Genomic DNA, 22,654 nt, shown 5'->3' with positions numbered 1-22,654 from the left:
GCTAATCCTCAATATTCCGCGCCAGAACGTCGCGCTTGCCGGCGTGGTTGGGCTTGCTGACGACGCCTTCGGCCTCCATGCGCTCGATCAGGCGGGCGGCGGAGTTGTAGCCGATGCGCAGCTGGCGCTGGATGAAGCTGGTGGAGGCCTTGCGCTCGCGGCAGACCACGGCGACCGCCTTGTCGTAGAGGTCGTCGCCCGAACCGCCGCCGGCCGTGCCGCCGTCGTCCAGCGAGGAGGCGGAATCCTCGTCGTCCTCTTCGATGATGGCGTCCACGTAGTTGGGCTCGCCCTGGGCCTTCAGGAATTTGACGATCTGCTCGACCTCGTTGTCCGAGACGAAGGGGCCGTGCACGCGGGTGATGCGTCCGCCGCCGGCCATGTAGAGCATGTCGCCCTGGCCGAGCAGCTGTTCGGCACCCTGCTCGCCCAGGATGGTGCGGCTGTCGATCTTCGACGTGACCTGGAAGCTGATTCGGGTCGGGAAGTTCGCCTTGATCGTGCCGGTGATGACGTCCACGGAGGGACGCTGCGTCGCCATGATCAGGTGGATGCCGGCGGCGCGGGCCATCTGGGCAAGGCGTTGAATCGCCGCCTCGATGTCCTTGCCGGCGACCAGCATCAGGTCGGCCATCTCGTCGACGATCACGACGATGTAGGGCAGCTCCTTCAGGTCGAGCGGCTGTTCCTCGAAAATCGGCTTGCCGGTGTCGGGGTCGAAGCCGGTCTGCACGCGGCGGGTCAGCGACTCGCCCTCGGTGCGGGCCTCGCGCAGGCGGGCGTTGTAGCCTTCGATGTTGCGCACGCCGAGCTTCGACATGTTGCGGTAGCGGTCCTCCATCTCCCGCACCGTCCACTTCAGCGCGACCACCGCCTTCTTCGGATCGGTCACCACCGGCGTCAGCAGGTGCGGGATGCCCTCATAGACCGACAGCTCCAGCATCTTGGGGTCGATCATGATGAAGCGGCAGCGGTCGGGCGGCAGCCGGTACAGCAGTGACAGGATCATCGTGTTGATCGCCACCGACTTGCCCGAACCCGTCGTGCCGGCGACCAGCAGGTGCGGGAAGCGGGCGAGGTCGGCCACGATGGGCTGGCCGCCGATGTCCTTGCCCAGCGCCAGCGCCAGCTTGCCGGGGCTCTTGTCGAAGGCGTCGGACGCCATCAGCTCGCGCAGCAGCACGGTCTCGCGCTTGGCGTTGGGCAGTTCGATGCCGATGACGTTGCGGCCCGGCACCACGGCGACGCGCACGGACACCGCGCTCATCGAGCGGGCGATGTCGTCGGCGAGGCCGATGACGCGGGACGACTTGGTGCCGGGGGCCGGCTCCAGCTCGTACAGCGTGACGACCGGGCCGGGGTGGACCTTCTGCACCTCGCCGCGCACGCCGAAGTCGGACAGCACGCCTTCCAGCACGGTGGCGTTCCTGCGCAGCGCCGATTCGTCCACCTGCTCGCCGCGCGACCCGGTGGGGACGACCTGCAACAGGTCCAGCGGCGGCAGCTCGTAACCGTCGGCCTCCTCCAGATGCAGGGCGGCCTGCTTGGGGGTGCTGCGGCGCACCGGCTCGGCGGGTTTCGTCTTCGGGGCGCTGGTCACGACGGGGGCGGGGCGCTCCTTCTCTTCGGCGCGGGACTCCGGCGTCGCGACCTCGATGGCGCGGCGCGGGGCGCGTCGCGCGCCGGGCTCCTCACCCGCCGCCGGTTCGTCGCCGAAATGGGGGGCGGTGCCGGCGGTCTCGAAGCTCGGCTCGCGGCGCAGCAGCTCGCCGGTCTGGCGGGCGGCGGTGCGCGCGGCCTCGGCACCGCGCCGGCCGACCAGGGCCGCACCGGCGCGGGCGCCACGGCCGAGCGAGCCGAAGGCGCTGCCGAGCTGGCGGAAGCTGGTCAGCCACTCGCCGATCGACAGGCCCATGGCGATGAACAGGATGAAGCCACCGGCCGCACCTGCCGCCGTGGCGACCGTGGACCGCCCGCCGCCACCGAACAGCAGGTTGCTGACGCCGTCCAGCAGGACGATGCCGAAGCTGCCGCCGGGATGGCCGCGCAACGGATCCTCGTCGCCGTTGGACATGCCGGCCAGCAGCATGGCGACCAGCAGCACGCCCCACAGCGCCAGCACGCAACGGAACAGCGGATGCCCGACGTTCTTCTGCAAACTGAGCCGCCAGCCCCAGACCATCGGCACCAGCGCCAGCAGATAGGCGGCCCAGCCCAGCGCCTGGATCAGCAGGTCGGCCATATAGGCGCCGAACAGGCCGAACAGGTTGTGCGTCTTGGCCCCGGCGGCGGGGACGGCGTTCCAGGACGGGTCGCCGGGGTGATAGCTGCCGAGGATGACCATCAGCATCAACCCGACGATGCCGAGCGCGAATCCCATCAGCTCGCGCGCCCGCGCCACCACGAAGGCGCGCATGGCGGGCGAGAAGAAGGGCGGCTTCTCCGGCCGTCCGGAGGATTTGCCGCTTCCGCCGCGGGGGCTTACGGGTCGGGCCATGGGTTGACGTCCCTCGGTGCTGCGCCAAAAGCCTCTTCCAGAGAGAGGCTTTCGCGGAACTCAGGTGCTCTGCCGTTCCGTCATCCCCACGAAGGCGGGGATCCAGGGCCATTCGAGAACCTGTCGAGGCGCCCTGGATTCCCGCCTTCGCGGGAATGACGGTGAAGAAGGTTCTTTAGGCGAGAATCCGCGCGATCGCCGCGCAGGCCTGGGCGACGGTTTCGGTGTCGTTCACCAGCGCCACGCGGATGAAGGATGCGCCGGGGTTCGGCTCGCCCGGATTGTTGCGGGCCAGATAGGCGCCGGGCAGCACGCGGATGGCGCCCTCCGCCCACAGGCGGCGCGTTGCCTCCTCGCCGTCGCCGACGTCCAGCCACAGGAAGAAGCCGCCGTCTGGCCGGTAATAGCCGAAGCGGCCCTTCAGCGACGCCTCGGCCGCCTCGAACTTGGCACGGTAGAGCGCGCGGTTCTCCTCCACATGCGCCTCATCGCGCCACAGCGCGGTGCTGGCCGCGACGACGGGCAGCGGCATGCCGGCGTTGGAGTAGCTGCGCAGGCGGGAGAAGCGCGCCATGAGATCCGGGTCGCCGGCCACGAAGCCGGAACGCAGGCCGGCGGCGCTCGACCGCTTGGACAGGGAATGGAAGACCAGCAGGTTCGCCCAGGGCCCCTTGCTGTTGTTTGGGCCGCCGTGGTCCAGGCTCTGCGCGACCTGGAGCGCGCCGACCGGCGGCGTGTCCAGGTAGATCTCGGCGTAGCACTCGTCCACCGCCAGGATGAAGCCGTATCGGCGGGCCAGACCGATGGCGCGCGCCAGATAGGCCGCGTCGGCGGCGGCACCCTGCGGGTTGGCCGGCGTGCACAGGTAGAACAGCGCGGTGCGCTCCAGCAACTCCGGCGTCAGCGTGTCCAGATCGGGCAGGAAGCCCGTCTCGCGCGTCGCCGACAGGAATACCGGCTCGGCCCCGGCCAGTTGGGCGGCACCCTCATAGGGCGCGTAGAAGGGGTTTGGCATCAGAACGGCCGGCTGCCGGCCCGCCTTGCTCTGCGGCACGGCCAGCAGGGCCAGCAGGAACAGCGCCTCGCGCGTGCCGGACACGGGCAGCACCGACGTTTCGGCGTCGAACAGGCCGGCGGTCAGGGAATAGCGGCGGGTCAGCCAGTCGCCGACGGCGGCGCGGAACTCCGGCGTGCCGCCGACCGGCGGGTACTTGCCCCACAGATGCGCGTTGGCGCGCAGCGTCTCGTCGATGATGGCCGGGGGCTTATGCTGCGGCTCGCCCACCGACATCATGATCGGCTCGACGTTGGCGCGGGGGCGCACGTCGGACAGCAGGGTCGCCAACCGGGTGAAGGGATAGTCGGTCAGCCGGTCGAGCCGGTCGTTGCCCAGAGCAGAAATGCCGAGGTCCGGTGTGGACATGCCGCCGCAGATCCTTTTCCCAAAAGGCCGAGTTTGCCCATACGGCGTGACCCGTACGAATCGGAAACGATCCTATCGGTGGTGGTGTCCCGGCACAAGGGCACAAAACCGGACAATGGCCGGACCAGGAGAAGCATAGGCCCAGGCGGAATGAAGTCCCCGCCATCGCCCGGAAAGAAGCCCCGAAAGAAAAGACAGGCGGACGCTCGCGCGCCCAGGGTCCATTCCGCCGGCCACATGGGGCCGTGGGCGGAAGGACCCGGAGCGGACGGGCCTTGGCCTTTACGCCGTGGCTTTCACGCTCTGGCCTTACAGGGCCTCGGCGTTGGTCTCGCCGGTGCGGATGCGCACGGCCTGGGCGATCTCCAGCACGAAGATCTTGCCGTCGCCGATGCGGCCGGTGTTGGCGGCCTTCTGGATCGCCTCGACCACCTGCTCGAACTGGTCGTCAGACACGGCGACCTCGACCTTGACCTTGGGCAGGAAGCTCACGGAGTACTCGGCGCCGCGGTAGATTTCCGTCTGACCCTTCTGGCGGCCGAAGCCCTTGACCTCGCTGACGGTCAAGCCCTGGATGCCGAGCGACGTCAGCGCCTCGCGCACTTCGTCCAGCTTGAACGGCTTGATGATGGCCATAACCAGTTTCATGTGGCTCCCCTTTAAGCGTGTGTGCCGGCCCGCGGTCGCCCGGCCCCCTCGGTTAAACCCCCGAACGTGCATCGAGCGTGTTCGCCTCGACCGCAGAATGCAATGAATTCAAAAACCGTGCCGATTGTGAGAGCGGCGGTTTCCGGTGGCTTTCGACGAACAAGGCGCGCCCTTGGGCAGAGAGTGCCTATATTATGGGCAGCAAGCAAGCCGCGACGCGGCGGCACTGGACTTCCGCCCGGTGTGAGACGATTGTTCCCCTGCAACGCATCAACAGGGCAGAGTCACCATGGCCGAGCTGAACACCGAAACGGGCACCGACGCGTCACGGGAGATCACGACGGAGGTCGTGGTGCTGGGCGGCGGTCTCGCCGGGCTCAGCATGGCGGCGGCGCTCGCGACGGCGGGCGTGCCGGTGGTCTGCATCGACCGCGACAGCCCCGACCACCACGCTACCGACGGCTTCGACATCCGCACCACGGCGGTCGCCTACGCCTCCATGAAGGTGCTGGAGGGGGCGGGCGTGTGGAAGCACATGGAGCCGCACGCCGGCCCCATCCTGGACATCCGCGTCGCCGACCAGTTCTCGCCGCTGTTCGTCCATTACGACCACACCGACGTGACGGTGGACGGCAAGAACCAGCCCTTCGGCTGGATCCTCGACAACAAGGACATGCGCCGCGCCCTGTTCGCCCGCGCGGCCGAGCTGCCGGGACTCACTCACCTCGCCCCCGCCCAGGCGACGGCCATCGAGCGCACGCGCAGCGGCGCCACGGTGATTCTGGCCGACGGGCGGGTGGTCAAGGCGCGGCTGGTGGTCGGCGCCGACGGCCGCCGCTCCCTGGCGCGGGACGGCGCCGGCATCAAGGTGCGGCGCTGGGCCTACGACCAGACCGCCATCATCTGCACCATCCGCCATTCCGAGCCGCACAACGGCGTGGCGGTCGAGCATTTCATGCCGAACGGCCCCTTCGCCGTCCTGCCGATGACGGAGAACCGCTCCTCCATCGTGTGGAGCGAGAAGTCGTCGCTGGCCGATATGTATCTCAAGCTGCCGGAGAAGGAGTTCATCGCGGAGCTGACGCGCCGCTCCGGCGGCTATCTCGGCGACATCGAGATCCTGACCCGGCGCGAGTCCTGGCCGCTCTCCGTCCTGCTGGCCGAGAGCTTCATCGCGGAGCGTCTAGCGCTGGTCGGCGAATCGGCCCACGCCATCCACCCCATCGCCGGGCAGGGGCTGAATCTGGGCCTGCGCGACGTGGCGGCCCTGGCCGAGGTAATCGTGGACGCGCACCGGCTGGGCCTGGACGTCGGCTCGCCGGAGGTGCTGGCCCGCTTCCAGCGCTGGCGGCGGTTCGACACGGTGCTGCTGGCCGCCGTGTGCGACGGTCTGGTGCACCTGTTCTCCAACAACATCCCGCCGATCCGGCTGGCCCGCGACGTCGGCATGGCCGTCGTCAACCGCCTGCCGCCGCTGAAGCGCTTCTTCATGCGGCACGCCATGGGCGTGGTCGGCGACCTGCCCCGCATGATCAAGGGCGTGCCGCTGTAAGCGGCCTTTCGGAGCCCGCCGCTTTTCAATCCGTCATTCCCGCGAAGGCGGGAATCCAGGCCGAACAAGCGCTTTAGGTGGGGAACTTCTGGATCCCCGCCTGCGCGGGGATGACGGTGAAGAAACAGAACGCTCCAAGCGGAAATGTTTCACCGGACAGCCATGCGCCTTCGCGGGAATGAGGGGAGTGGCAGCCCTCAGTTCAACGGATACTCCCGCAACGCCTCGTACACCGCCGCTCCCTTGCCGAGTTGGCTGCGGTAGAGGGTGAAGTGGTCGATGCGCATCGGGCCGGCGCGGAACAGGCCGCGTTCCTCGATGAAGCGGCCGACGCGGTCCTTGGGCGCGTCCTTTAGGCGGGCCAGCGTGATGTGCGGGGAGAATTTGCGCTCCTCCGCCGGCAGGCCGCAGCGGACCAGGGCCGATTCGACCTTGGCCTGAAGGTGCGACAGGGCATCGCTGCGCTCGACGCCCGCCCACAGGACGCGGGCGTTCCGGCCATTGCCGAACACGCCCACGCCGTCCAGCACCAGATCGAAGGCGGGGGCGGTGATCCCGGCCAGCGCCTCGTCGATCTCCGCCGCCTGATCCTCCGGCACCTCGCCGATGAAGCGCAGGGTGAGGTGCAGGTTGTCCGCCTCGGTCCAGCGGGCTCCCGGAACGCCGCCGCCCAGCCCGGCGAGCCGCTGGCGGATGTCCTCGGGAAAGTCGAGCGCGACGAAGAGACGGAGCATCAGGACCTTACGGCGTTACGGCTCAACAGAGCTTAAGGGCAGGGATCGGGATAGCGGTCGTTCACCGCCTCGATGTCCTTCAACACCTCGTCGGACAAGGTGACGTCGATCGCGGCGATGTTGGACTTCAGATCCTCCATGGTGGTCGCGCCGATCAGCGACGACGCCACGAAGGGCTGGTGCAGCGTGAAGGCGATCGCCATCTGCGTCGGCGACAGGCCGTGGCGCTTGGCGACGTCCAGATAGGCCTTGGTTGCCGCGTCGGCGTTGACGGTGGCGTAGCGCGACTTGCGGTGGTCGATGGCGCGGCGGGTGCCGGCCGGCATGGCGCCGTCCAGATACTTGCCCGCCAGCGTGCCGGCCCCCAGCGGCGAGTAGGCCAGCAGGCCGACATCCTCGCGCAAAGACACCTCGGCCAAGCCCTGCTCGAAGCTGCGGTTCAGCAGGTTGTAGGGGTTCTGGATCGAGGCGATGCGCGGCAGGCCCTTCTGCTCGGCGGCGCGCAGGAAGGCCATGACGCCCCAGGGCGACTCGTTGGAAACGCCGACGTGGCGCACCTTGCCGGACTTCACCAGCTCGTCCAGCACCGACAGCGTTTCCTCGATGGGCGTGCCGTCCAGTTCCGGGCGGTGGACGTAGTTGCGCGGGCCGAAGCGGTTGGTGGACCGGTCGGGCCAGTGCAGCTGGTACAGGTCGATGTAGTCGGTCTGGAGACGGCGCAGACTAGCCTCGACCGCCGCCAGGATGTTGGCGCGGTCCAGCTTCGACGTGCCGCCCCGGACCCACTCGAATCCGCCGTTGGGCGGTCCGATGATCTTGGTGGCGAGGATCACCGTGTCGCGCTTGCCGCGCGCCTTGAACCAGCTGCCGATGATCTCTTCCGTCCGGCCGTAGGTGTCGGCGGTCGGGGGGATGGCGTACATCTCGGCCGTGTCCCAGAAAGTCACGCCCTGGTCGAGCGCGTAATCCATCTGGGCGTGGCCCTCGGCCTCGGTGTTCTGTCGGCCCCAGGTCATGGTGCCGAGGCCGATGGCGCTGACCGACAGGCCGGTGCGGCCAAGCGGGCGGTATTGCATCAGAAGAATATCCTCAGAGGAACAGGGTCAGGACGCCGGTATAGCCATACAGGCGGTTGTGGGAAATCTCGCCGCTCGCGAAGAATCCGGCCAGCGGAATGTCTCCGAAGACCTCCCGGATCATGGCCAATTCCTGGCTTCCCTCGCCGAACAGGCTGGGGCCGCGCGCGATGCAGCTGACGTAAAGGGCGCCCTTCGGCGTCGTCTTTACCCGCTTCTTGAGGTTCGCCAGCATGCGGCGCATGTCGGTTTCGGCGCTCTGCTGGTCGCGGCGGGTGAACAGGATGGGCTGGCCGGTCTGCACCCGCTCGGCGACGGAAATCCAGCCGGCGCGCGGGTCGATGGCGATCAGGTCGCGGACCAGATAGTCGGCCGTGTCCGATCCCGGAATCGGCAGGCCGGCGAAGATATAGCCGGACACCTTGCGCAGGTCGCGGGCCAGAATCTCCCCAATGTCCTCCTTGAAGACCTCCAGCGCCGGGCGGCCGTCGATCTCCAGAACGACGTTCTCCTCGGCGGCGGTGATGGTGCGCACCGGGCCGATGGGGGTGCATCCCTGGCTGAGGCCGGTGGCGACCGCCAGATGCGGGGCGAACAGCACGCCCGACACGCCGCCGTCGCCGACCGGGCCGCTGGTCATGGTGGCGGTGTTGCCGGGGATGGTGAACTGCGGGAACTCCGACCGCGACGCCGTCGTGCCGCCGACCAGGAAAGCCCCGGTCGATTCCGAAAGGGTGGCGACGAGGCTGGGGAGCTGCTGGTTGCGCGGATCGGCGTGCACCAGCGCCAGCGCGGCGCCGTTCTTGTCCAGCCAGCCGCCGGCCATGCGGCGCAGTGGTTCCAGATCGCCGGATACGATGGGGAACAGGCGGAAGCTGTCCTCCGGCAGGCGGGCGACCATGACGGCGACGGCCGGCTGGTCGAAGAATTCCTCGTCGTTGGCGCAGACGCCGATGCCGACGGTGCCGACCCAGTCGCGGATGCCGGTCACCCCGCGCAGCAGCGTGACGATGCTGGTCGCGTGCTCCGCCAGCGCGTCGGTGATGTAGAGGAAGCCAAGGTTGCAGCCCTCGACCGGGCCAAGCTCGTCCAGGCAAGCCTTCACGGTCTGGCCCCACTCGGGACCGACGGCCGAGGCCGCCTTGAACTGGATGTCGGTGGCGCTTTCGCCGGCCAGGGACGCCATGATATCAGCCTCCGTTCTTGATGACGTTGTCCAGGAGGCGGGCGACGTGTGGCGTGATCCGCTCCACGATGACCTTCACTCCGGCGGCGTTGGGGTGGATGCCGTCCGGCTGGTTCAGCGCCGCGTCGGCCGCGACTCCGTCCAGAAAGAACGGGTAGAGCTGTACGTCGTACGTGCGTGCCAGCTCCGGGTATATGGCGTTGAACCGCTCCCCGTACGCGCGGCCCAAACTGGGCGACGCGTACATCCCGGCGAGGAGTACGGGGATCTTCTCGGCGGTCAGGCGCTTCAGGATGGCGTCCAGGTTGGCGCGCGCGGCGTCGGGGTCAAGCCCGCGCAGCATGTCGTTCGCCCCCAGCTCCACGATGGCCGCGTCCGGCTTGTCGGCCAGCGCCCAGTCGAGTCGCGACAACCCGCCCGCCGTGGTGTCGCCGGACACGCCGGCGTTGATGATGTCCACGGCGTAGCCCTTGGTCTTCAAAGCCTTTTCCAGCTGCACGGTGAAGCCCTGCGGCTCCGGCAGGCCATAGCCGGCGGTCAGGCTGTCGCCCAGCGCCAGCAGCTTCACCGTACCGTTCGCGGCCAGTGCCGGCGCGCTCACGCCCACCCCCGCTGCGACGAGGAGCCCCAGAAGCGCCGTGTTGAAATGGCGACGGGCCAAGCCATATGGCGAAAGGCTTTTCTGCATGTTCGTGAGACGCATTCCAATGTCCCGACCCGATTCCGCTGCCTCGTCCATCCTCGACCTCGACGAGGTCCACTTGAGATTGGACAGTGCGGCCGGACCCGTCAACATCCTGCGGGGATTGAATCTTCGCGTGGACCGTGGCGAGAGGGTCGGCGTGGTCGGCCCTTCCGGCTCCGGAAAATCGACGATGATGATGGTGATGGCCGGGCTGGAGCGGCCCACGGGCGGCACCGTCCGCGTCGTCGGCCACGATCTCGGCAAGCTCGACGAGGACGGGCTTGCGCGCTTTCGCCGCGACCATGTCGGCATCGTCTTCCAGGCCTTCCACCTCGTCCCGACCATGACCGCGCTGGAGAATGTGGCGATTCCGCTGGAATTTGCCGGCGCCAAGGACGCCTTCGACCGCGCCCGCGCCGGACTGGAGGCGGTCGGGCTGGGCCACCGTCTCACCCACTATCCCGGTCAGTTATCGGGCGGCGAGCAGCAGCGCGTGGCGCTGGCCCGCGCCTTCGTGTCCGAGCCGTCTCTGCTTCTGGCCGACGAGCCCACCGGCAATCTGGACGTGGACACCGGCGCCACCATCGTGGAACTGCTGTTCGACCTTGCCGAACGGCGCGGCACGACGCTGGTGCTGATCACCCACGACCCGGCGCTGGCCGCCCGTTGTGACCGCACCGTGCGCCTGAAGGACGGCCGCATCGTGGACGACGGGCTGGCCGCCCGCGCCGAACGCGTCCGCGTGGCGGGGGAGTGAGGATGATTTTGCTCTCGTGGTCGCGGCGGACTCCCACCCTAACCCTCCCCCACTGGACGGCGGGGAAGGGAACTCCGCCGCACGCGTCAAAGAGCCCTCCCTCGCCGAAGGTGGGGGAGGGTTGGGTGGGGGTCCGGTGCCCGCACTGTTCCGGGTTTCTGGTGCGCCCATGAACAACCTCCCTCTCGCCTTCCGCTTCGCCCGCCGGGAACTGCGCGGCGGCCTCAAGGGCTTTTGGATCTTCCTCGCCTGCCTGACGCTGGGCGTGGCGGCGATCGCCGCCGTGCAGTCGGTGTCCGGCGGCATCCTCGCCGGGTTGCAGGCGGACGGGCGCGCCATCCTCGGCGGCGACGTGGCCGTGCGGCAGATCTACAGCCCGGTCACCGACGAGCAGCGCGCCTACCTTGAGCAATCCGGCCGCGTCTCGCAGTCGGTGGAGATGCGGGCCATGGCGCGCTCCGGCGACGGCGTGCGCTCCTCCCTGGTCGAGCTGAAGGCGGTGGACAACCTCTACCCGCTCTACGGCCAGCCGGCCCTGCGCCCGGACGGCAATCTTCAGGACGCGTTGTCCAACAAGGGCGGGGCCTGGGGCGCCGTGGTCGAGGAAAGCGTGCTCGACCGCCTGTCGCTGAAGATCGGCGACACGGTCCAGCTGGGCGACGGCGCCTACGTGATTCGCGGCGTGCTGGCGCGCGAGCCGGACCGCGCGTCCTCCAACGCCTTCTCGCTCGGCCCCCGGCTGATGGTGGCGCTGCCGTCGCTGGAACAGACCGGCCTGCTGCAACCGGGCAGCATCGTCTATTGGAACGCCAAGGTCGCCCTGAATCCGGGCACGACGCTGACCGCGTGGCAGGCGGCGCTGAAGGAGCGTTTTCCGGACGCGAACTGGCGCGTGCGCGACTTCACCAACGCCTCGCCGCAGGTGGAGCGCTTCATCGAGCGCATGACCCTGTTCCTGACGCTGGTCGGGCTGACCGCCCTGCTGGTCGGCGGCGTCGGCGTCGGCAACGCGGTGCGCAGCCACCTCGATTCGCGGGCGCGGACGGTCGCGACGCTGAAATGCCTGGGCGCGCCCGGCGATCTGATCTTCCAGCTTTACCTGATGCAAATCCTGGCGCTGTCGGCGCTGGGCATCGTCTTCGGGCTGGCGCTGGGCGCGGTGGCGCCGCTGGGCCTCGGCGTTCTTCTGGAGGGTCTCCTCCCGGTCTCCGCGCGCATCGGCGTCTATCCCGGCGCCCTGGCGCTGGCTGCGCTGTACGGCGTGCTGACGGCGCTGACTTTCTCGCTGTGGCCGCTCGGCCGCGCGCGGGAGGTGCCGGCGGGCGCGCTGTTCCGCGACGTGATCGCCCCGGCGGGCGGGCGGCCGCGCGCCGTCTATCTGGTCGCCATGGCCGTCACCGTCGCCGCGCTGGCGGCGCTCGCCATCGCCACGGCGCAGAACAAGGTCTTCGCCGCGTGGTTCGTCGGCGGCTCCATCGCCACCTTCGGCGCCTTCCGCGTGGCGGCTTGGCTGGTCACCAAGGGGGCCGCCGCCGTCGGGCGCCCGCGCCGGCCGGGGCTGCGGCTGGCGCTCGCCAACCTCTACCGGCCGGGCAACCCGACCGGGACGGTGGTGCTGTCGCTGGGTCTCGGCCTGACGGTGCTGGTCGCCATCGCGCTGATCGAGGGGAACTTCTCCCGCCGCGTCAACGAGACCATCCCGAAGGACGCACCCAGCTTCTTCTTCGTCGACATCCAGCCCGACCAGTTCGAGCCCTTGCGCCAGCTGGTCACCGGCATCCCCGACACCGGCGGCTTCGAGGCCGTGCCGTCCCTGCGCGGCCGGATCGAGCGGGTGAACGGGCAAGAGGCGGAAAAGGCGCTCGCCAACCCCGATCAGGCCTGGGTTCTGTCCGGCGACCGGGGCATCACCTACTCCGCCAAGCTGCCCGAGCATTCGGAGATCGTCGCCGGCTCCTGGTGGGCGGAGGACTACAAAGGGCCGCCGCTGATCTCCATCCACCAGAGCGTGGCGAACGCCTTCGGCATCGGCCCCGGCGCGACGTTGGGCATCAACATCCTGGGCCGCACCATCGAGGCGACGGTGGCGAACGTCCGCGCCGCCGACTTCGCGACCATGGCGATCAACTTCACGCTGGTCTTCGCGCCCGGCACGCTGGAGCGCGCGCCGCAGACCTGGATCGCCACCATCCGCGCCAAGCCGGACGCCGAATCGCAGGTGCAGCGCGCCGTCCTGCAACGCTTCCCCAACGTCACGCTGGTGCGGGTGAAGGACGCGCTGGACACGGTGAACAGCATGCTGGGCCACATCGGCACGGCGGTGCGCATCACCGCCGGGATCACGCTGGCCGCCGGCACGCTGGTGCTGGCCGGGGCCGTGGCGGCCGGGCACCGCCGCCGGGTCTACGACGCGGTGGTGCTGAAGGTGCTGGGCGCCACGCGGGCCGACGTGCTGCGCGCCTTCCTGCTGGAATACGGGCTGCTGGGCATCCTCACCGCCGCCATCGCCGGGTGCATCGGTACACTGACCGCCTGGGCGGTGTTGACCTTCATGATGCGTTGGGATTGGACGTTCCTGCCATCGGCCGTCGTCACCACCGCGCTGCTCAGCACGGCGATCACGCTGGCTTTCGGCTTTTACGGGACGTGGCGAGCGCTGGGGCAGCCCTCGGCACCGTTGTTGCGCAATGAATAGCTCTCGATGAACAGTGTTCATCTTGCCCGGATCCGATATGGCAAGTTCATGAACGTTGTTTCACACTATGGTCGTGCTTCCGATTGCCGTTGAAGTCCAGGCTGCGGTCGCCAATATGTCATGGCAACGGGAATCACATTTTTCCGAGGATGACCATGGCTGACCCGACCTTTAACCGATACGCGACCGCCGGCCGCACGGTCGATCGGGGCTACTTCGACGAGGGCCTGCGGCAGCACATGCTGCGCGTGTACAACTACATGGGCGCTGGCCTCGTCCTGACCGGCCTGGTGGCTTTCCTTGTTTCGACCAGCCCGGCCATGATGCAGGCGATCTTCGGCACGCCGCTGAAATGGGTGGTCATGCTGGCGCCGCTGGCCTTCGTGATGGTGCTGTCGTTCGGCATCAACCGGCTGTCCTTCGCGTCCGCCCAGCTTGTCTTCTGGGCCTATTGCGGCGCGATGGGCCTATCGATGGCGGCGATCTTCCTGGTCTTCACCGGGGCCAGCATCGCGCTGACCTTCTTCGTGACGGCCGCGACCTTCCTGGCGATGAGCCTCTACGGCTACACAACCAAGGCCGACCTGTCGAAGATGGGCTCGTTCCTGATGATGGGCGTGATCGGTCTGGTCATCGCCATGCTGGCGAACCTGTTCTTCCAGTCGCCGGCGCTGCACTTCGCCATCTCGGCCATCGGCGTCCTGATCTTCACCGGTCTGACCGCCTGGGACACGCAGGCGATCAAGGAGCAGTACGCCGAGGGTTATGACCACGAGAGCGGTGGCAAGCTGGCCCTGATGGGCGCGCTGACCCTGTATCTCGACTTCATCAACCTGTTCCAGTTCCTGCTGCAGTTCCTGGGACAGCGCAACGAGTAGCCGGCCCGGCGCTCTTACAGCGCACGACGATCCGCCGCCCGGAGGGGACCACCCTCCGGGCGGTTTTCGTTTGTGCGGCTGTTTCCGTGAAGACTGAGTATGCCCGCAAGGAGCGTCAGTCCGCCGTCTCGAACACCTTGTCGCCCGCGACGATGCGGTCCTTGCCGTTCTGCTTGGCGAGGTACATGCGGTGGTCGGCCAGATCGACCAGCTTTTCCCAATCCGCCGGGCGGTCGGTGCCGTATTCGGCGATGCCGATGCTGGCAGTCTGGGGGGTGCCGTCCGGACGCAGGCCGAAGCCCTTGATGCGCAGCCGCTCCACGGCGGTCAGGGCGCCGTCGCGGGGCGTGTTGGGCATGATGACCACGAATTCCTCGCCGCCCCAGCGCACCAGAACGTCGGACTGGCGCAGCATCTCCCGTATGGCCTCGGCCGCGCCGCGCAGCACCTTGTCGCCTTCGTCGTGGCCGAAGCGGTCGTTGATGCCCTTGAAGTTGTCCAGGTCGAAGAAGACCACCGCCAAGGCATAGTCCGACCGCTGGGCGTGCGCGAACTGGAGGCGCAGCAGCTCCTCGCCAATGCGGCGGGAGAAGGCGCCGGTCAGCCCGTCGTGCGACGCCTGATCGACCAGCGCCATCATGAAGTGCAACTGGCTCATCGCCGCCAGCGTCGCCACCACCATGATCAGCACCAGCAGCCACAGCGCGCCGAGGTATGAGGGGAAGGGGAACACCAGCGACCCGTAGACGCCGGCCAGTAGGTGGGCCGACAGCATGGGCAGGGCGAACACGGCGCTTTCCCCCGCCGTCAGCGGAAAGACGCTGAGCCCCGCCACCATAACGAACGGCAGAAACGCGTATCCGGCGGCCACCGCCGCGGCGACGCCGACGATCTCATGCTCGTTCAGCATGGGGTGGGAGATGACGAAGAACACCGTCGGCACGGCCAGCAGCAGGGCCAGCCCGCGCCACGCGCTGTGCATGTCGTCGCTGATGCGGTATCCCAGCGCCAGCGCGCCGAAGGCGGCGCTCGCCACCAGACGCAGGGCCGCCAGATAGCCCCACAGCGGCCAGCCGAAGATGATGACGTCGATGACCACCCACAGCGGCGTCAGGACGGCGAAGGCCGCCGCGACCATGCGCACGCGTGAATGGATCAGAACCGCGCGCCGACGCTGGATCAACGGCGTGTGACCGCCTGGATGGATCAGGTCGCGCAACTGCTCGAAGGAGAGATCACCGCTCACGGCCTGGAACGCCCTCTCCGCGAACCGCCTCAGGAGATTAAGCGCCTGTAGATACACGCGACCGTCCCTCCGGGCAACTTAATTTCCTGTGAGATCTTAGGATCGGTTCGTTTGCGCGGGCCGGGCGCGTCGCCACTGAAACCACGGTCGATTTCCATGCGAATTGAATGGTTACTGTTCGCGCAAGACGGGATTCGCTGTCAACGGACAACTGGTCATACCATCTGTGGCGCGGTGGCGCACTTGATCTGTCTAACGGCATTAGGCATGATGACGTCTAAGGACATTAGACAAGAAGAGCCGTCATGCGCAGCATCCAGACCGTCATTGCCATCAACGCACCCGCCTCCGTGGTCTGGTCGATTCTGACCGACGTTGCGGCCTATCCCGCGTGGAACCCCTTCATTCGGGACTTCCAGGGCGAGTTGGTCGAGGGCGCCCGTCTGCGCGTCTCCATCGCACCGGAGGGTGCCGCCCCCATGACCTTCCGCCCGACCGTCATCCGTTGCATCCCTGGTCGAGAACTGACTTGGCTCGGCCGCGTGCTGTTGCCCGGCCTGTTTGACGGGGAGCACAGCTTCCGCATTGAATCGGACGGGGCCGGGGTTCGCTTCATCCATGAAGAGACGTTTCGCGGCCTGCTCGTGCCTCTCCTGTGGCAGCGCATTGCCGATCCGACGCGGGCGGGGTTCGAGGCGATGAATCGCGCGTTGAAGCAGCGGGCCGAGGCGATGGTCGTGGAATGGGCCGCCTGATGGCGCGGCGGATCGGGCTGACGCTGGATCGGGTGCTTGACGAGGCCATAGCGCTGGCCGATGCCGAAGGGCTGGGTGCGGTGACGTTGGCGCGGTTGGCGGAACGGCTGGGGGTCCGCTCCCCGTCGCTGTACGCCCATGTGGCCGGGCTGGACGGGCTGCAACGGGCCTTGGCCCTGCACGCGGCCGGTGCCCTGAAGAGCGCGCTTCAGGACGCCCTGGAAGGCACGAGCGGCCTCGATGGCCTGCGCTCGCTCGCCCGCGCCTACCGCGCCTTCGCGCACGCGCACCCCGGCCTGTACGAGGCAACGCAGCGCGCGGTGACGCCCGGCGAGGATCCGGAACTGTCGGCGGCCTTTCTGGAGGTGGTGGAGGTCGTCGGCCGGCCCCTGCGCAAGCGCGGTCTCACCGGGGACGACGTGGTGCACGCGGTGCGGGCTCTGCGCAGCGCGCTGCACGGCTTCATCGTGCTGGAACGGGCGCACGGCTTCGGCCTGTCCGCCAGCATCGACGAGAGCTTCGAGAGGATGGTGGATCTGTTGATTGCCGGTTTGCACGGGTAGGTGCTGCAGCGAGGCCCCCTTCCTCCCACGGCTTTGCCGTGGGCCCCTCCTTCCCCCATGCTGCGCACGGGGGCAGGTTGTGTAGCCCTCCCCCGCCGTGAGGTGGGGGAGGGTTGGGTGGGGGCCCACCCGAAACGGTCGCTCAGTCCTTCAGGTCTTCCCACAGCTCCTTCACCTTGGCGAAGAAGCCTTCGGACTGCGGGTGGGAGCCTTCCTTGCCGGCCTTGTCGAACTCGCGCAGCAGTTCCTGCTGCTTCTTGGTCAGGTTGACCGGAGTCTCGACGACCGCCTGGATGTACATGTCGCCGCGCTGCTGGCTGCGCAGCACCGACATGCCCTTGCCCTTGATGCGGAACTGGTGGCCGGACTGGGTGCCGGGGGGGACCGTCACCTTGGTGCGGCTGCCCTCGATGGTCGGCACCTCGACCGTGCCGCCCAGCGCCGCCGTGGTCATGGGAATCGGCACGCGGCAGTGGATGTTCGCCCCGTCCCGCTGGAAGATCGGGTGCGGCGCGATCGCCAGGAAGATGTAGAGGTCGCCCGGAGGCGCCCCGCGCAAGCCCGCCTCGCCCTCGCCGGCCAGACGGATGCGGGTGCCGTCCTCGACGCCGGCGGGGATGTTGACCTGAAGGGTCTTCTCCTTGCGCAGACGGCCGGCGCCGCCGCAGGTCTTGCAGGCGTCCTTGATGACGCGGCCCTGGCCGTGACAGCCGGGGCAGGTGCGCTCGATGGTGAAGAAGCCCTGCTGCGCGCGGATCTTGCCGTGGCCTTGGCAGGTCGGGCAGGTGATCGGCTGCGTGCCGGCCGCCGCACCCGAACCGTTACAGCCGTCGCACTGCACCGACGTGGGAACGCGCACGTTGGCCTGGGTGCCCTTGAAGGCCTCCTCCAGACCGATTTCCATGTTGTAGCGCAGATCCTGGCCACGGCCCGAGGCCGCACCGCCGCCACCGCGCCGGCCGCCCATGAATTCCCCGAACATCTCGTCGAAGATGTCGGCGAACCCGCCGCCGCCGAAATCGAAGCCGCCGAAGCCGCCCCCGGCACCGCCGCCGCCAAATCCTCCTGGGCCGCCGCGTCCGCCTTCGAAGGCGCCGTGGCCGAAGCGGTCGTAGGCCGCGCGCTTCTGCTCGTCCTTCAGGACTTCGTAGGCTTCGCTGATTTCCTTAAACTTGTGCTCGGCTTCCTTGTCACCCTGGTTGCGGTCCGGGTGGTACTGCATCGCCATCTTGCGGTACGCTTTTTTGATTTCGTCCGCGCTGGCGCCTTTCGCCACTCCGAGCAGTTCGTAATAGTCCTGTTTCGCCATGGGGCCCCGACCGCCTTCACATCCAATAAACCCAGCATACCGCCGGCCCGCCACCGGTGGAATGGTGACGGGCCGGACGGTGTAGCATGGGACCGGGTCTACCCGGCCGTGACGTTACGCCGACTTCTTCTTGTCGTCGTCGACTTCCTCGAAGTCCGCATCGACCACGCCCGGCTCGTTCGGGGCGGCGCCCGCACCGGCGGCACCGGCGGCACCGGCACCCGGAGCCTCGCCCTGGCCGGCCTTGTACATGGCCTCGCCCAGCTTCATCGACACCTGGGCCAAGGCCTCGGTCTTCGACTTCAGGGCTTCGAGGTCGTCACCCTCCATCGCGGTCTTCAGCTCGGCGACGGCGGCCTCGGCGGCGGTCTTGTCGCCGGCCGGGATCTTGTCGCCGTTCTCCTTGATGGTCCGCTCGGTGGTGTGGATCAGCGCGTCCGCGTGGTTGCGGGCGTCCACCAGCTCACGACGCTTCTTGTCGTCGGCGGCGTGGGCCTCGGCGTCCTTCACCATCTTCTGGATGTCGGCGTCCGACAGGCCGCCCGACGCCTGGATGCGGATCTGCTGCTCCTTGCCGGTGGCCTTGTCCTTCGCCATGACGCTGACGATGCCGTTGGCGTCGATGTCGAAGGTCACCTCGATCTGCGGCACGCCGCGCGGGGCCGGCGGGATGCCGACCAGATCGAACTGGCCCAGCATCTTGTTGTCCGCGGCCATTTCGCGCTCGCCCTGGAAGACGCGGATGGTCACGGCGTTCTGGTTGTCCTCGGCGGTCGAGAAGACCTGGGACTTCTTGGTCGGGATGGTCGTGTTGCGGTCGATCAGGCGGGTGAACACGCCGCCCAGCGTCTCGATGCCCAGCGACAGCGGGGTCACGTCGAGCAGCAGGACGTCCTTCACCTCGCCCTTCAGCACGCCGCCCTGGATGGCGGCGCCGATGGCGACCACCTCGTCCGGGTTCACGCCGCGGTGCGGCTCACGGCCGAAGAACTGCTTCACCGCCTCGATGACCTTCGGCATGCGGGTCATGCCGCCGACCAGGATCACCTCGTCGATCTCGCTGGCCTTCAGGCCGGCGTCCTTCAAAGCCGCCTTGCAGGGCTCGATGGTGCGCTGGACCAGCTCGTCCACCAGGGCTTCCAGCTTGGCGCGGGTCAGCTTGATGTTCAGGTGCTTCGGACCGGACTGGTCGGCGGTGATGAAGGGCAGGTTCACCTCGGTCTGCATGGCCGAGGACAGCTCGATCTTCGCCTTTTCCGCCGCTTCCTTCAGGCGCTGAAGCGCCAGGCGGTCCTTGCGCAGGTCGATGCCCTGCTCCTTGTTGAACTCGTCCGCGAGGTAATCGATGATCCGCGCGTCGAAGTCCTCGCCACCCAGGAAGGTGTCGCCGTTGGTCGACTTCACCTCGAACACGCCGTCGCCGATCTCCAGCACCGAGATGTCGAAGGTGCCGCCGCCGAGGTCGTAGACCGCGATGGTGCCGCTGCCCTTCTTCTCCATGCCGTAGGCGAGCGCCGCGGCCGTCGGCTCGTTGATGATGCGCAGGACTTCCAGGCCCGCGATCTTGCCGGCGTCCTTGGTCGCCTGGCGCTGGCTGTCGTTGAAGTAGGCCGGGACGGTGATGACCGCCTGCGTGACCTTCTCACCCAGGTAGTTTTCCGCAGTCTCCTTCATCTTTTGCAGGATGAAGGCGCTGATCTGCGACGGGCTGTACTTCTTGCCGAAGGACTCCACCCAGGCGTCACCGTTGTCGCCGGAGATGATCCGGTACGGGACGAGGCCCTGGTCCTTCTTGGTCAGCGGATCGTCGAAGCGGCGACCGATCAGGCGCTTGATGGCGAACAGGGTGTTTTCCGGGTTCGTCACCGCCTGACGCTTGGCCGGCTGGCCGACCAGACGCTCGCCGTTCTGCGCGAAGGCCACCATGGACGGCGTGGTGCGCGCGCCCTCGGCGTTCTCGATCACCTTGGCGCTGGAGCCTTCCATAACGGCCACGCACGAGTTCGTGGTGCCGAGGTCGATGCCAATGACTTTGCTCATGTTCAGCCTCTGTTGTTCGGCAGATGCGTGGCGGCCCGTGTGTTCCGGCACCACCGCGATCCCCATCGGGTCAGTGGAAACGGTTTGGGTGAGATCACGACTGTCGCCGGAGATATAGGCAGGTGCGTTTCGCCCTGCAACGCCCCGGTTATTCGCTCAACCGGCAAAAGGTGCAAACCGGCCCTGCACGCCGGGACATATCGTCGCGGGAGCGGCCTCGCGCGGCAATGGAATACTAGTGTATTCAAAGTCGCTCCGCGTATATACCCGGATATTCACCCCTCCGAGGGGACGAACGGACCATTGTTACAAGTCATTAACACACTTACAAGAACTCGAAGCCCGCTGTTAACTTTTCATTAATGTGAGGCGGTGTGCTTTTACCAGCCGAATCAATTGGCAGTTGCTCTGGTTATTTTATGTCCCAAGATTCTAATAGTGAAAGCCCCTCCTGGCTATGGTATATCCGTTCGGGGTAGGGCGCCGTTCTTGTTCGCGGACCGGCGGCCCCATGCGGGGAACTGCGAACAGTATTCCAGGGGGAATCACCATGATGGACGATCGGCGCGACGTGGCACTGGCCATCAAGTCCTGCCTCGACAGCCTGATGGACGACGCGACGAAGTGCGATCTGGACGATCTGGCGCGCTTCATCAGCCTCGCCGCGATGGCGGCGGAGGAAGCGGCGCTGGCCCATGATCCCAAGGCCGTTCAACTGAAGGCCCTGATGGCCGGCGGCGCCGGCCACTGCTGACGCCCTTCCCCTGAAAAGCCGCCCTCCGATGGGCGGCTTTTTCGTTGCGGGGGGCGGTTCGGTCAGAGAATCTCCGCCGCCCGGATGGCCGCGTCCAGTTGGGCCAGGGTGGCGGCGCAGGACTCATCACCGTCCATGATGGCCGGCAGGCCGTAGCTGAACATGGCGACCGAGGCCTGTCCGGCGCGCTCGGCCCCGACCAGCCACAGGTAGTGCGCGTCAGTCCGGCCGTCCTCTTCCGTCATCATCACGGCTTGCGCGACGATGCCGTCCTCGCCCCAGGGCTCGACCGTGCGGTCGCTGGCCCGCGAGTCCTGCGGGCGCACGAAGCGCAGAGCCATCTCGCGCAGCACCGCCGTCACGCCGTCCGGTCCTTCCTTGGGCGCCACCCGGTCGGTGACCAGCCGCAGCACGCCGCCCACCGGGGCAGGCGGGTGGAAGGCCGCGACGGAATGGCCCTCATGCTCCTCCACGTCGGCGCGCCAGCCGGCCGGCAGCCGGAAGCGCACCACGTCGTTCCATTCGATCTGTTGGTCTCTCTCGCCGGTCACGGCGCTCTCCTGTGCATTTTGAGGGCACTTTAGGCCGAAGCGGTTGGCCGTCCAGTCTTGATAAGGGGAATGCGGTCTCCCATGCTTCGCCGATGATCGTTTCCGCCAGTTACAAGACTGACATTCCCGCCTTCTACGGACGCTGGTTCCTGAACCGCCTGGATGCCGGTTTCTGCCGCATGGTGAACCCCTACGGCGGCCAGACCTACCGCGTGGACCTGACGCGCGGGGCGGTGGACGGCTTCGTCTTCTGGACCAAGAATCTCGGCCCTTTCCTCGGCGCGCTGGACGTGGTGTCGGGCGCGGGCTTCCCCTTCGTCGTGCAGTACAGCGTCACCGGCCTGCCGACCGCCCTGGAACGCTCCGTCCCCGACTGGGAGCGCGCGGTGGAGCATATGGAGCATGTCCGCGACCGCTGGGGGCCGCGCGCGGCGGTGTGGCGCTACGACCCCGTCGTCACGACCGACGCGACGCCGCCCTCCTGGCACTGCGAGACCTTCGCGCGGATCGCCGGGCGTCTGCGCGGCGTGACGGACGAGGCGGTGGTGTCCTTCCTCCAGCCCTACCGCAAGACCGCGCGCAACATGGACGCCACCGGCCACTCCTGGCGCGACCCGGACGCGGAGGAGAAACGCGCTCTGCTGGCGGACTTGGCCGGCATCGCCGCCGACCATGGGATGGCGCTGACCCTGTGCACGCAGCCGGAACTGGATGGCGTTGCGGGAGTGACGCCGACCCGCTGCGTGGACGCGGAGCGCCTGTCCGACGTCGCGGGCCGCCCAATCCAAGCCCGGCAAAAAGGCAACCGGCCGGGCTGCTTCTGCGCCGAGAGCCGCGACATCGGCGACTACGACACCTGCCCGCACGGCTGCGTCTACTGCTACGCCGTGGCGAACCGCGCGACGGCGCAGCGGCGCTTCGGCACGCATGATCCGGAGGGGGAGTTTCTCTTCGCGCCGGCGAAGCTCAATCTACGATGAAGAGCGTACAGCCCGTTTCGGTTGAGGAGCGGTGCGGCTCGGCACCATCGGCGACCTGATAGCTGACGCCGGGGGTCAGCGTGAAGGTGCGGCCGTCGGCCAGTTCGGTCACCATCGAACCGGTCAGGCACAGCAGGATGTGGCCCTTGCTGCACCAGTGATCGGCCAGATAGCCGGGCGAATAGTCCACCATTCGCACGCGGATACCCCCGAACTGGCGCGTGCGCCACAGGGCGTGGCCGCTCTCGCCGGGGTGCGTGGTGACCGGCACGTCGCTCCAGTCGGTGAGACCGAACGGAAGGTCGGCAATCTTCATTGGAAAGGC

The 22,654-nt window shown here is 67.9% G+C and carries 20 protein-coding genes; 8 read left to right on the top strand and 12 right to left on the bottom strand.

Annotated elements, in window-relative coordinates; all coding sequences use genetic code 11:
- Position 1: 1 nt before the first annotated feature.
- The 3 genes from J2852_RS04240 to glnK form a co-directional block, all read right to left on the bottom strand.
- A complete protein-coding gene (locus tag J2852_RS04240; protein WP_209871424.1) occupies positions 2-2,497 on the bottom strand; it encodes a DNA translocase FtsK in 2,496 nt (831 codons plus the stop codon).
- Positions 2,498-2,672: 175 nt separating this feature from the next.
- On the bottom strand, positions 2,673-3,920 hold the full coding sequence (locus tag J2852_RS04235) for an aminotransferase class I/II-fold pyridoxal phosphate-dependent enzyme (RefSeq protein ID WP_209871421.1): 1,248 nt from the start codon (positions 3,918-3,920) through the stop codon (positions 2,673-2,675).
- A 309-nt stretch (positions 3,921-4,229) separates the two neighbouring features.
- Complete coding sequence (gene glnK, locus J2852_RS04230; RefSeq protein ID WP_085555610.1) at positions 4,230-4,568, bottom strand: P-II family nitrogen regulator; 339 nt, start codon at positions 4,566-4,568, stop codon at positions 4,230-4,232.
- Between the two features lie 289 nt (positions 4,569-4,857).
- Between glnK and J2852_RS04225 the strand changes: the two genes are divergently transcribed.
- Entirely contained in the window at positions 4,858-6,120 is a 1,263-nt protein-coding gene (locus J2852_RS04225; protein ID WP_209871418.1) for a UbiH/UbiF/VisC/COQ6 family ubiquinone biosynthesis hydroxylase, read from the top strand.
- Between the two features lie 197 nt (positions 6,121-6,317).
- Here J2852_RS04225 and thpR read toward each other — a convergent pair whose 3' ends face one another.
- From thpR to J2852_RS04205, 4 genes are read right to left on the bottom strand one after another with little or no spacing between them, the layout of a single operon-like run.
- A complete protein-coding gene (gene thpR, locus J2852_RS04220) occupies positions 6,318-6,854 on the bottom strand; it encodes an RNA 2',3'-cyclic phosphodiesterase (protein WP_209871415.1) in 537 nt (178 codons plus the stop codon).
- Positions 6,855-6,886: 32 nt separating this feature from the next.
- Positions 6,887-7,930 carry an NADP(H)-dependent aldo-keto reductase gene (locus tag J2852_RS04215; protein ID WP_209871412.1) on the bottom strand — a complete coding sequence of 348 codons (1,044 nt, stop codon included), beginning with the start codon at positions 7,928-7,930 and terminating at the stop codon, positions 6,887-6,889.
- Positions 7,931-7,943: 13 nt separating this feature from the next.
- A complete protein-coding gene (locus tag J2852_RS04210; RefSeq protein ID WP_209871409.1) occupies positions 7,944-9,116 on the bottom strand; it encodes an FIST signal transduction protein in 1,173 nt (390 codons plus the stop codon).
- Between the two features lie 4 nt (positions 9,117-9,120).
- On the bottom strand, positions 9,121-9,717 hold the full coding sequence (locus J2852_RS04205) for an arylesterase (RefSeq protein WP_425514349.1): 597 nt from the start codon (positions 9,715-9,717) through the stop codon (positions 9,121-9,123).
- 106 nt (positions 9,718-9,823) lie between these two features.
- On the opposite strand from J2852_RS04205, the gene J2852_RS04200 reads away from it, so the two are divergent.
- The 3 genes from J2852_RS04200 (at position 9,824) to J2852_RS04190 (ending at position 14,131) form a co-directional block, all read left to right on the top strand.
- The gene (locus J2852_RS04200) at positions 9,824-10,558 is read left to right on the top strand and encodes an ABC transporter ATP-binding protein (protein ID WP_209871403.1); all 735 of its coding nucleotides are present in this window, start codon (positions 9,824-9,826) and stop codon (positions 10,556-10,558) included.
- Between the two features lie 169 nt (positions 10,559-10,727).
- Positions 10,728-13,253 carry an ABC transporter permease gene (locus J2852_RS04195; protein ID WP_209871398.1) on the top strand — a complete coding sequence of 842 codons (2,526 nt, stop codon included), beginning with the start codon at positions 10,728-10,730 and terminating at the stop codon, positions 13,251-13,253.
- Positions 13,254-13,408: 155 nt separating this feature from the next.
- Entirely contained in the window at positions 13,409-14,131 is a 723-nt protein-coding gene (locus tag J2852_RS04190; protein ID WP_209871395.1) for a Bax inhibitor-1/YccA family protein, read from the top strand.
- A gap of 115 nt (positions 14,132-14,246) precedes the next feature.
- Here the strand turns inward: J2852_RS04190 and J2852_RS04185 are convergent, their stop codons facing one another.
- Positions 14,247-15,377, bottom strand: coding sequence for a GGDEF domain-containing protein (locus tag J2852_RS04185; protein WP_209871392.1), 1,131 nt, complete (start codon positions 15,375-15,377; stop codon positions 14,247-14,249).
- A gap of 305 nt (positions 15,378-15,682) precedes the next feature.
- Here J2852_RS04185 and J2852_RS04180 point away from each other — a divergent pair, with 305 nt between their 5' ends.
- Complete coding sequence (locus J2852_RS04180; RefSeq protein WP_209871390.1) at positions 15,683-16,132, top strand: SRPBCC domain-containing protein; 450 nt, start codon at positions 15,683-15,685, stop codon at positions 16,130-16,132.
- Positions 16,120-16,695: a TetR/AcrR family transcriptional regulator gene (locus tag J2852_RS04175; RefSeq protein WP_209871387.1), complete on the top strand. Its 576-nt coding sequence runs from the start codon at positions 16,120-16,122 to the stop codon at positions 16,693-16,695. The genes J2852_RS04180 and J2852_RS04175 overlap by 13 nt, the downstream gene beginning before the upstream one ends.
- A 142-nt stretch (positions 16,696-16,837) precedes the next feature.
- Here the strand turns inward: J2852_RS04175 and dnaJ are convergent, their stop codons facing one another.
- The gene (dnaJ, locus tag J2852_RS04170; protein WP_209871384.1) at positions 16,838-18,004 is read right to left on the bottom strand and encodes a molecular chaperone DnaJ; all 1,167 of its coding nucleotides are present in this window, start codon (positions 18,002-18,004) and stop codon (positions 16,838-16,840) included.
- A 114-nt stretch (positions 18,005-18,118) separates the two neighbouring features.
- Complete coding sequence (gene dnaK, locus J2852_RS04165) at positions 18,119-20,110, bottom strand: molecular chaperone DnaK (RefSeq protein WP_281418407.1); 1,992 nt, start codon at positions 20,108-20,110, stop codon at positions 18,119-18,121.
- Between the two features lie 484 nt (positions 20,111-20,594).
- Here dnaK and J2852_RS04160 point away from each other — a divergent pair, with 484 nt between their 5' ends.
- Positions 20,595-20,798, top strand: coding sequence for a hypothetical protein (locus J2852_RS04160; RefSeq protein WP_209871377.1), 204 nt, complete (start codon positions 20,595-20,597; stop codon positions 20,796-20,798).
- A 62-nt stretch (positions 20,799-20,860) separates the two neighbouring features.
- Here J2852_RS04160 and J2852_RS04155 read toward each other — a convergent pair whose 3' ends face one another.
- Positions 20,861-21,349 carry a hypothetical protein gene (locus J2852_RS04155; protein ID WP_209871374.1) on the bottom strand — a complete coding sequence of 163 codons (489 nt, stop codon included), beginning with the start codon at positions 21,347-21,349 and terminating at the stop codon, positions 20,861-20,863.
- A 92-nt stretch (positions 21,350-21,441) separates the two neighbouring features.
- Between J2852_RS04155 and J2852_RS04150 the strand changes: the two genes are divergently transcribed.
- Entirely contained in the window at positions 21,442-22,329 is an 888-nt protein-coding gene (locus J2852_RS04150) for a DUF1848 domain-containing protein (RefSeq protein ID WP_209871371.1), read from the top strand.
- Here the strand turns inward: J2852_RS04150 and J2852_RS04145 are convergent.
- Complete coding sequence (locus J2852_RS04145; protein WP_209871368.1) at positions 22,316-22,645, bottom strand: DHCW motif cupin fold protein; 330 nt, start codon at positions 22,643-22,645, stop codon at positions 22,316-22,318. The two genes, J2852_RS04150 and J2852_RS04145, sit on opposite strands and share 14 nt — an antisense overlap.
- Positions 22,646-22,654: the final 9 nt, after the last annotated feature.

Source organism: Azospirillum soli (assembly GCF_017876165.1).
Taxonomy (GTDB): Bacteria; Pseudomonadota; Alphaproteobacteria; order Azospirillales; family Azospirillaceae; genus Azospirillum; species Azospirillum soli.
Note: the sequence above shows the minus strand (reverse complement) of the source record. Positions and strands in the feature narration are given on the sequence as shown.

Bases quoted from the DNA above. Each gene is read 5' to 3' on its own strand.
- J2852_RS04240 (WP_209871424.1), bottom strand. From the start codon at position 2,497: ATGGCCCGACCCGTAAGCCCCCGCGGCGGAAGCGGCAAATCCTCCGGA.
- J2852_RS04235 (WP_209871421.1), bottom strand. From the start codon at position 3,920: ATGTCCACACCGGACCTCGGCATTTCTGCTCTGGGCAACGACCGGCTC.
- glnK (WP_085555610.1), bottom strand. From the start codon at position 4,568: ATGAAACTGGTTATGGCCATCATCAAGCCGTTCAAGCTGGACGAAGTG.
- J2852_RS04225 (WP_209871418.1), top strand. From the start codon at position 4,858: ATGGCCGAGCTGAACACCGAAACGGGCACCGACGCGTCACGGGAGATC.
- thpR (WP_209871415.1), bottom strand. From the start codon at position 6,854: ATGCTCCGTCTCTTCGTCGCGCTCGACTTTCCCGAGGACATCCGCCAG.
- J2852_RS04215 (WP_209871412.1), bottom strand. From the start codon at position 7,930: ATGCAATACCGCCCGCTTGGCCGCACCGGCCTGTCGGTCAGCGCCATC.
- J2852_RS04210 (WP_209871409.1), bottom strand. From the start codon at position 9,116: ATGGCGTCCCTGGCCGGCGAAAGCGCCACCGACATCCAGTTCAAGGCG.
- J2852_RS04200 (WP_209871403.1), top strand. From the start codon at position 9,824: ATGTCCCGACCCGATTCCGCTGCCTCGTCCATCCTCGACCTCGACGAG.
- J2852_RS04195 (WP_209871398.1), top strand. From the start codon at position 10,728: ATGAACAACCTCCCTCTCGCCTTCCGCTTCGCCCGCCGGGAACTGCGC.
- J2852_RS04190 (WP_209871395.1), top strand. From the start codon at position 13,409: ATGGCTGACCCGACCTTTAACCGATACGCGACCGCCGGCCGCACGGTC.
- J2852_RS04180 (WP_209871390.1), top strand. From the start codon at position 15,683: ATGCGCAGCATCCAGACCGTCATTGCCATCAACGCACCCGCCTCCGTG.
- J2852_RS04175 (WP_209871387.1), top strand. From the start codon at position 16,120: ATGGGCCGCCTGATGGCGCGGCGGATCGGGCTGACGCTGGATCGGGTG.
- dnaJ (WP_209871384.1), bottom strand. From the start codon at position 18,004: ATGGCGAAACAGGACTATTACGAACTGCTCGGAGTGGCGAAAGGCGCC.
- dnaK (WP_281418407.1), bottom strand. From the start codon at position 20,110: ATGGGGATCGCGGTGGTGCCGGAACACACGGGCCGCCACGCATCTGCC.
- J2852_RS04160 (WP_209871377.1), top strand. From the start codon at position 20,595: ATGATGGACGATCGGCGCGACGTGGCACTGGCCATCAAGTCCTGCCTC.
- J2852_RS04150 (WP_209871371.1), top strand. From the start codon at position 21,442: ATGATCGTTTCCGCCAGTTACAAGACTGACATTCCCGCCTTCTACGGA.
- J2852_RS04145 (WP_209871368.1), bottom strand. From the start codon at position 22,645: ATGAAGATTGCCGACCTTCCGTTCGGTCTCACCGACTGGAGCGACGTG.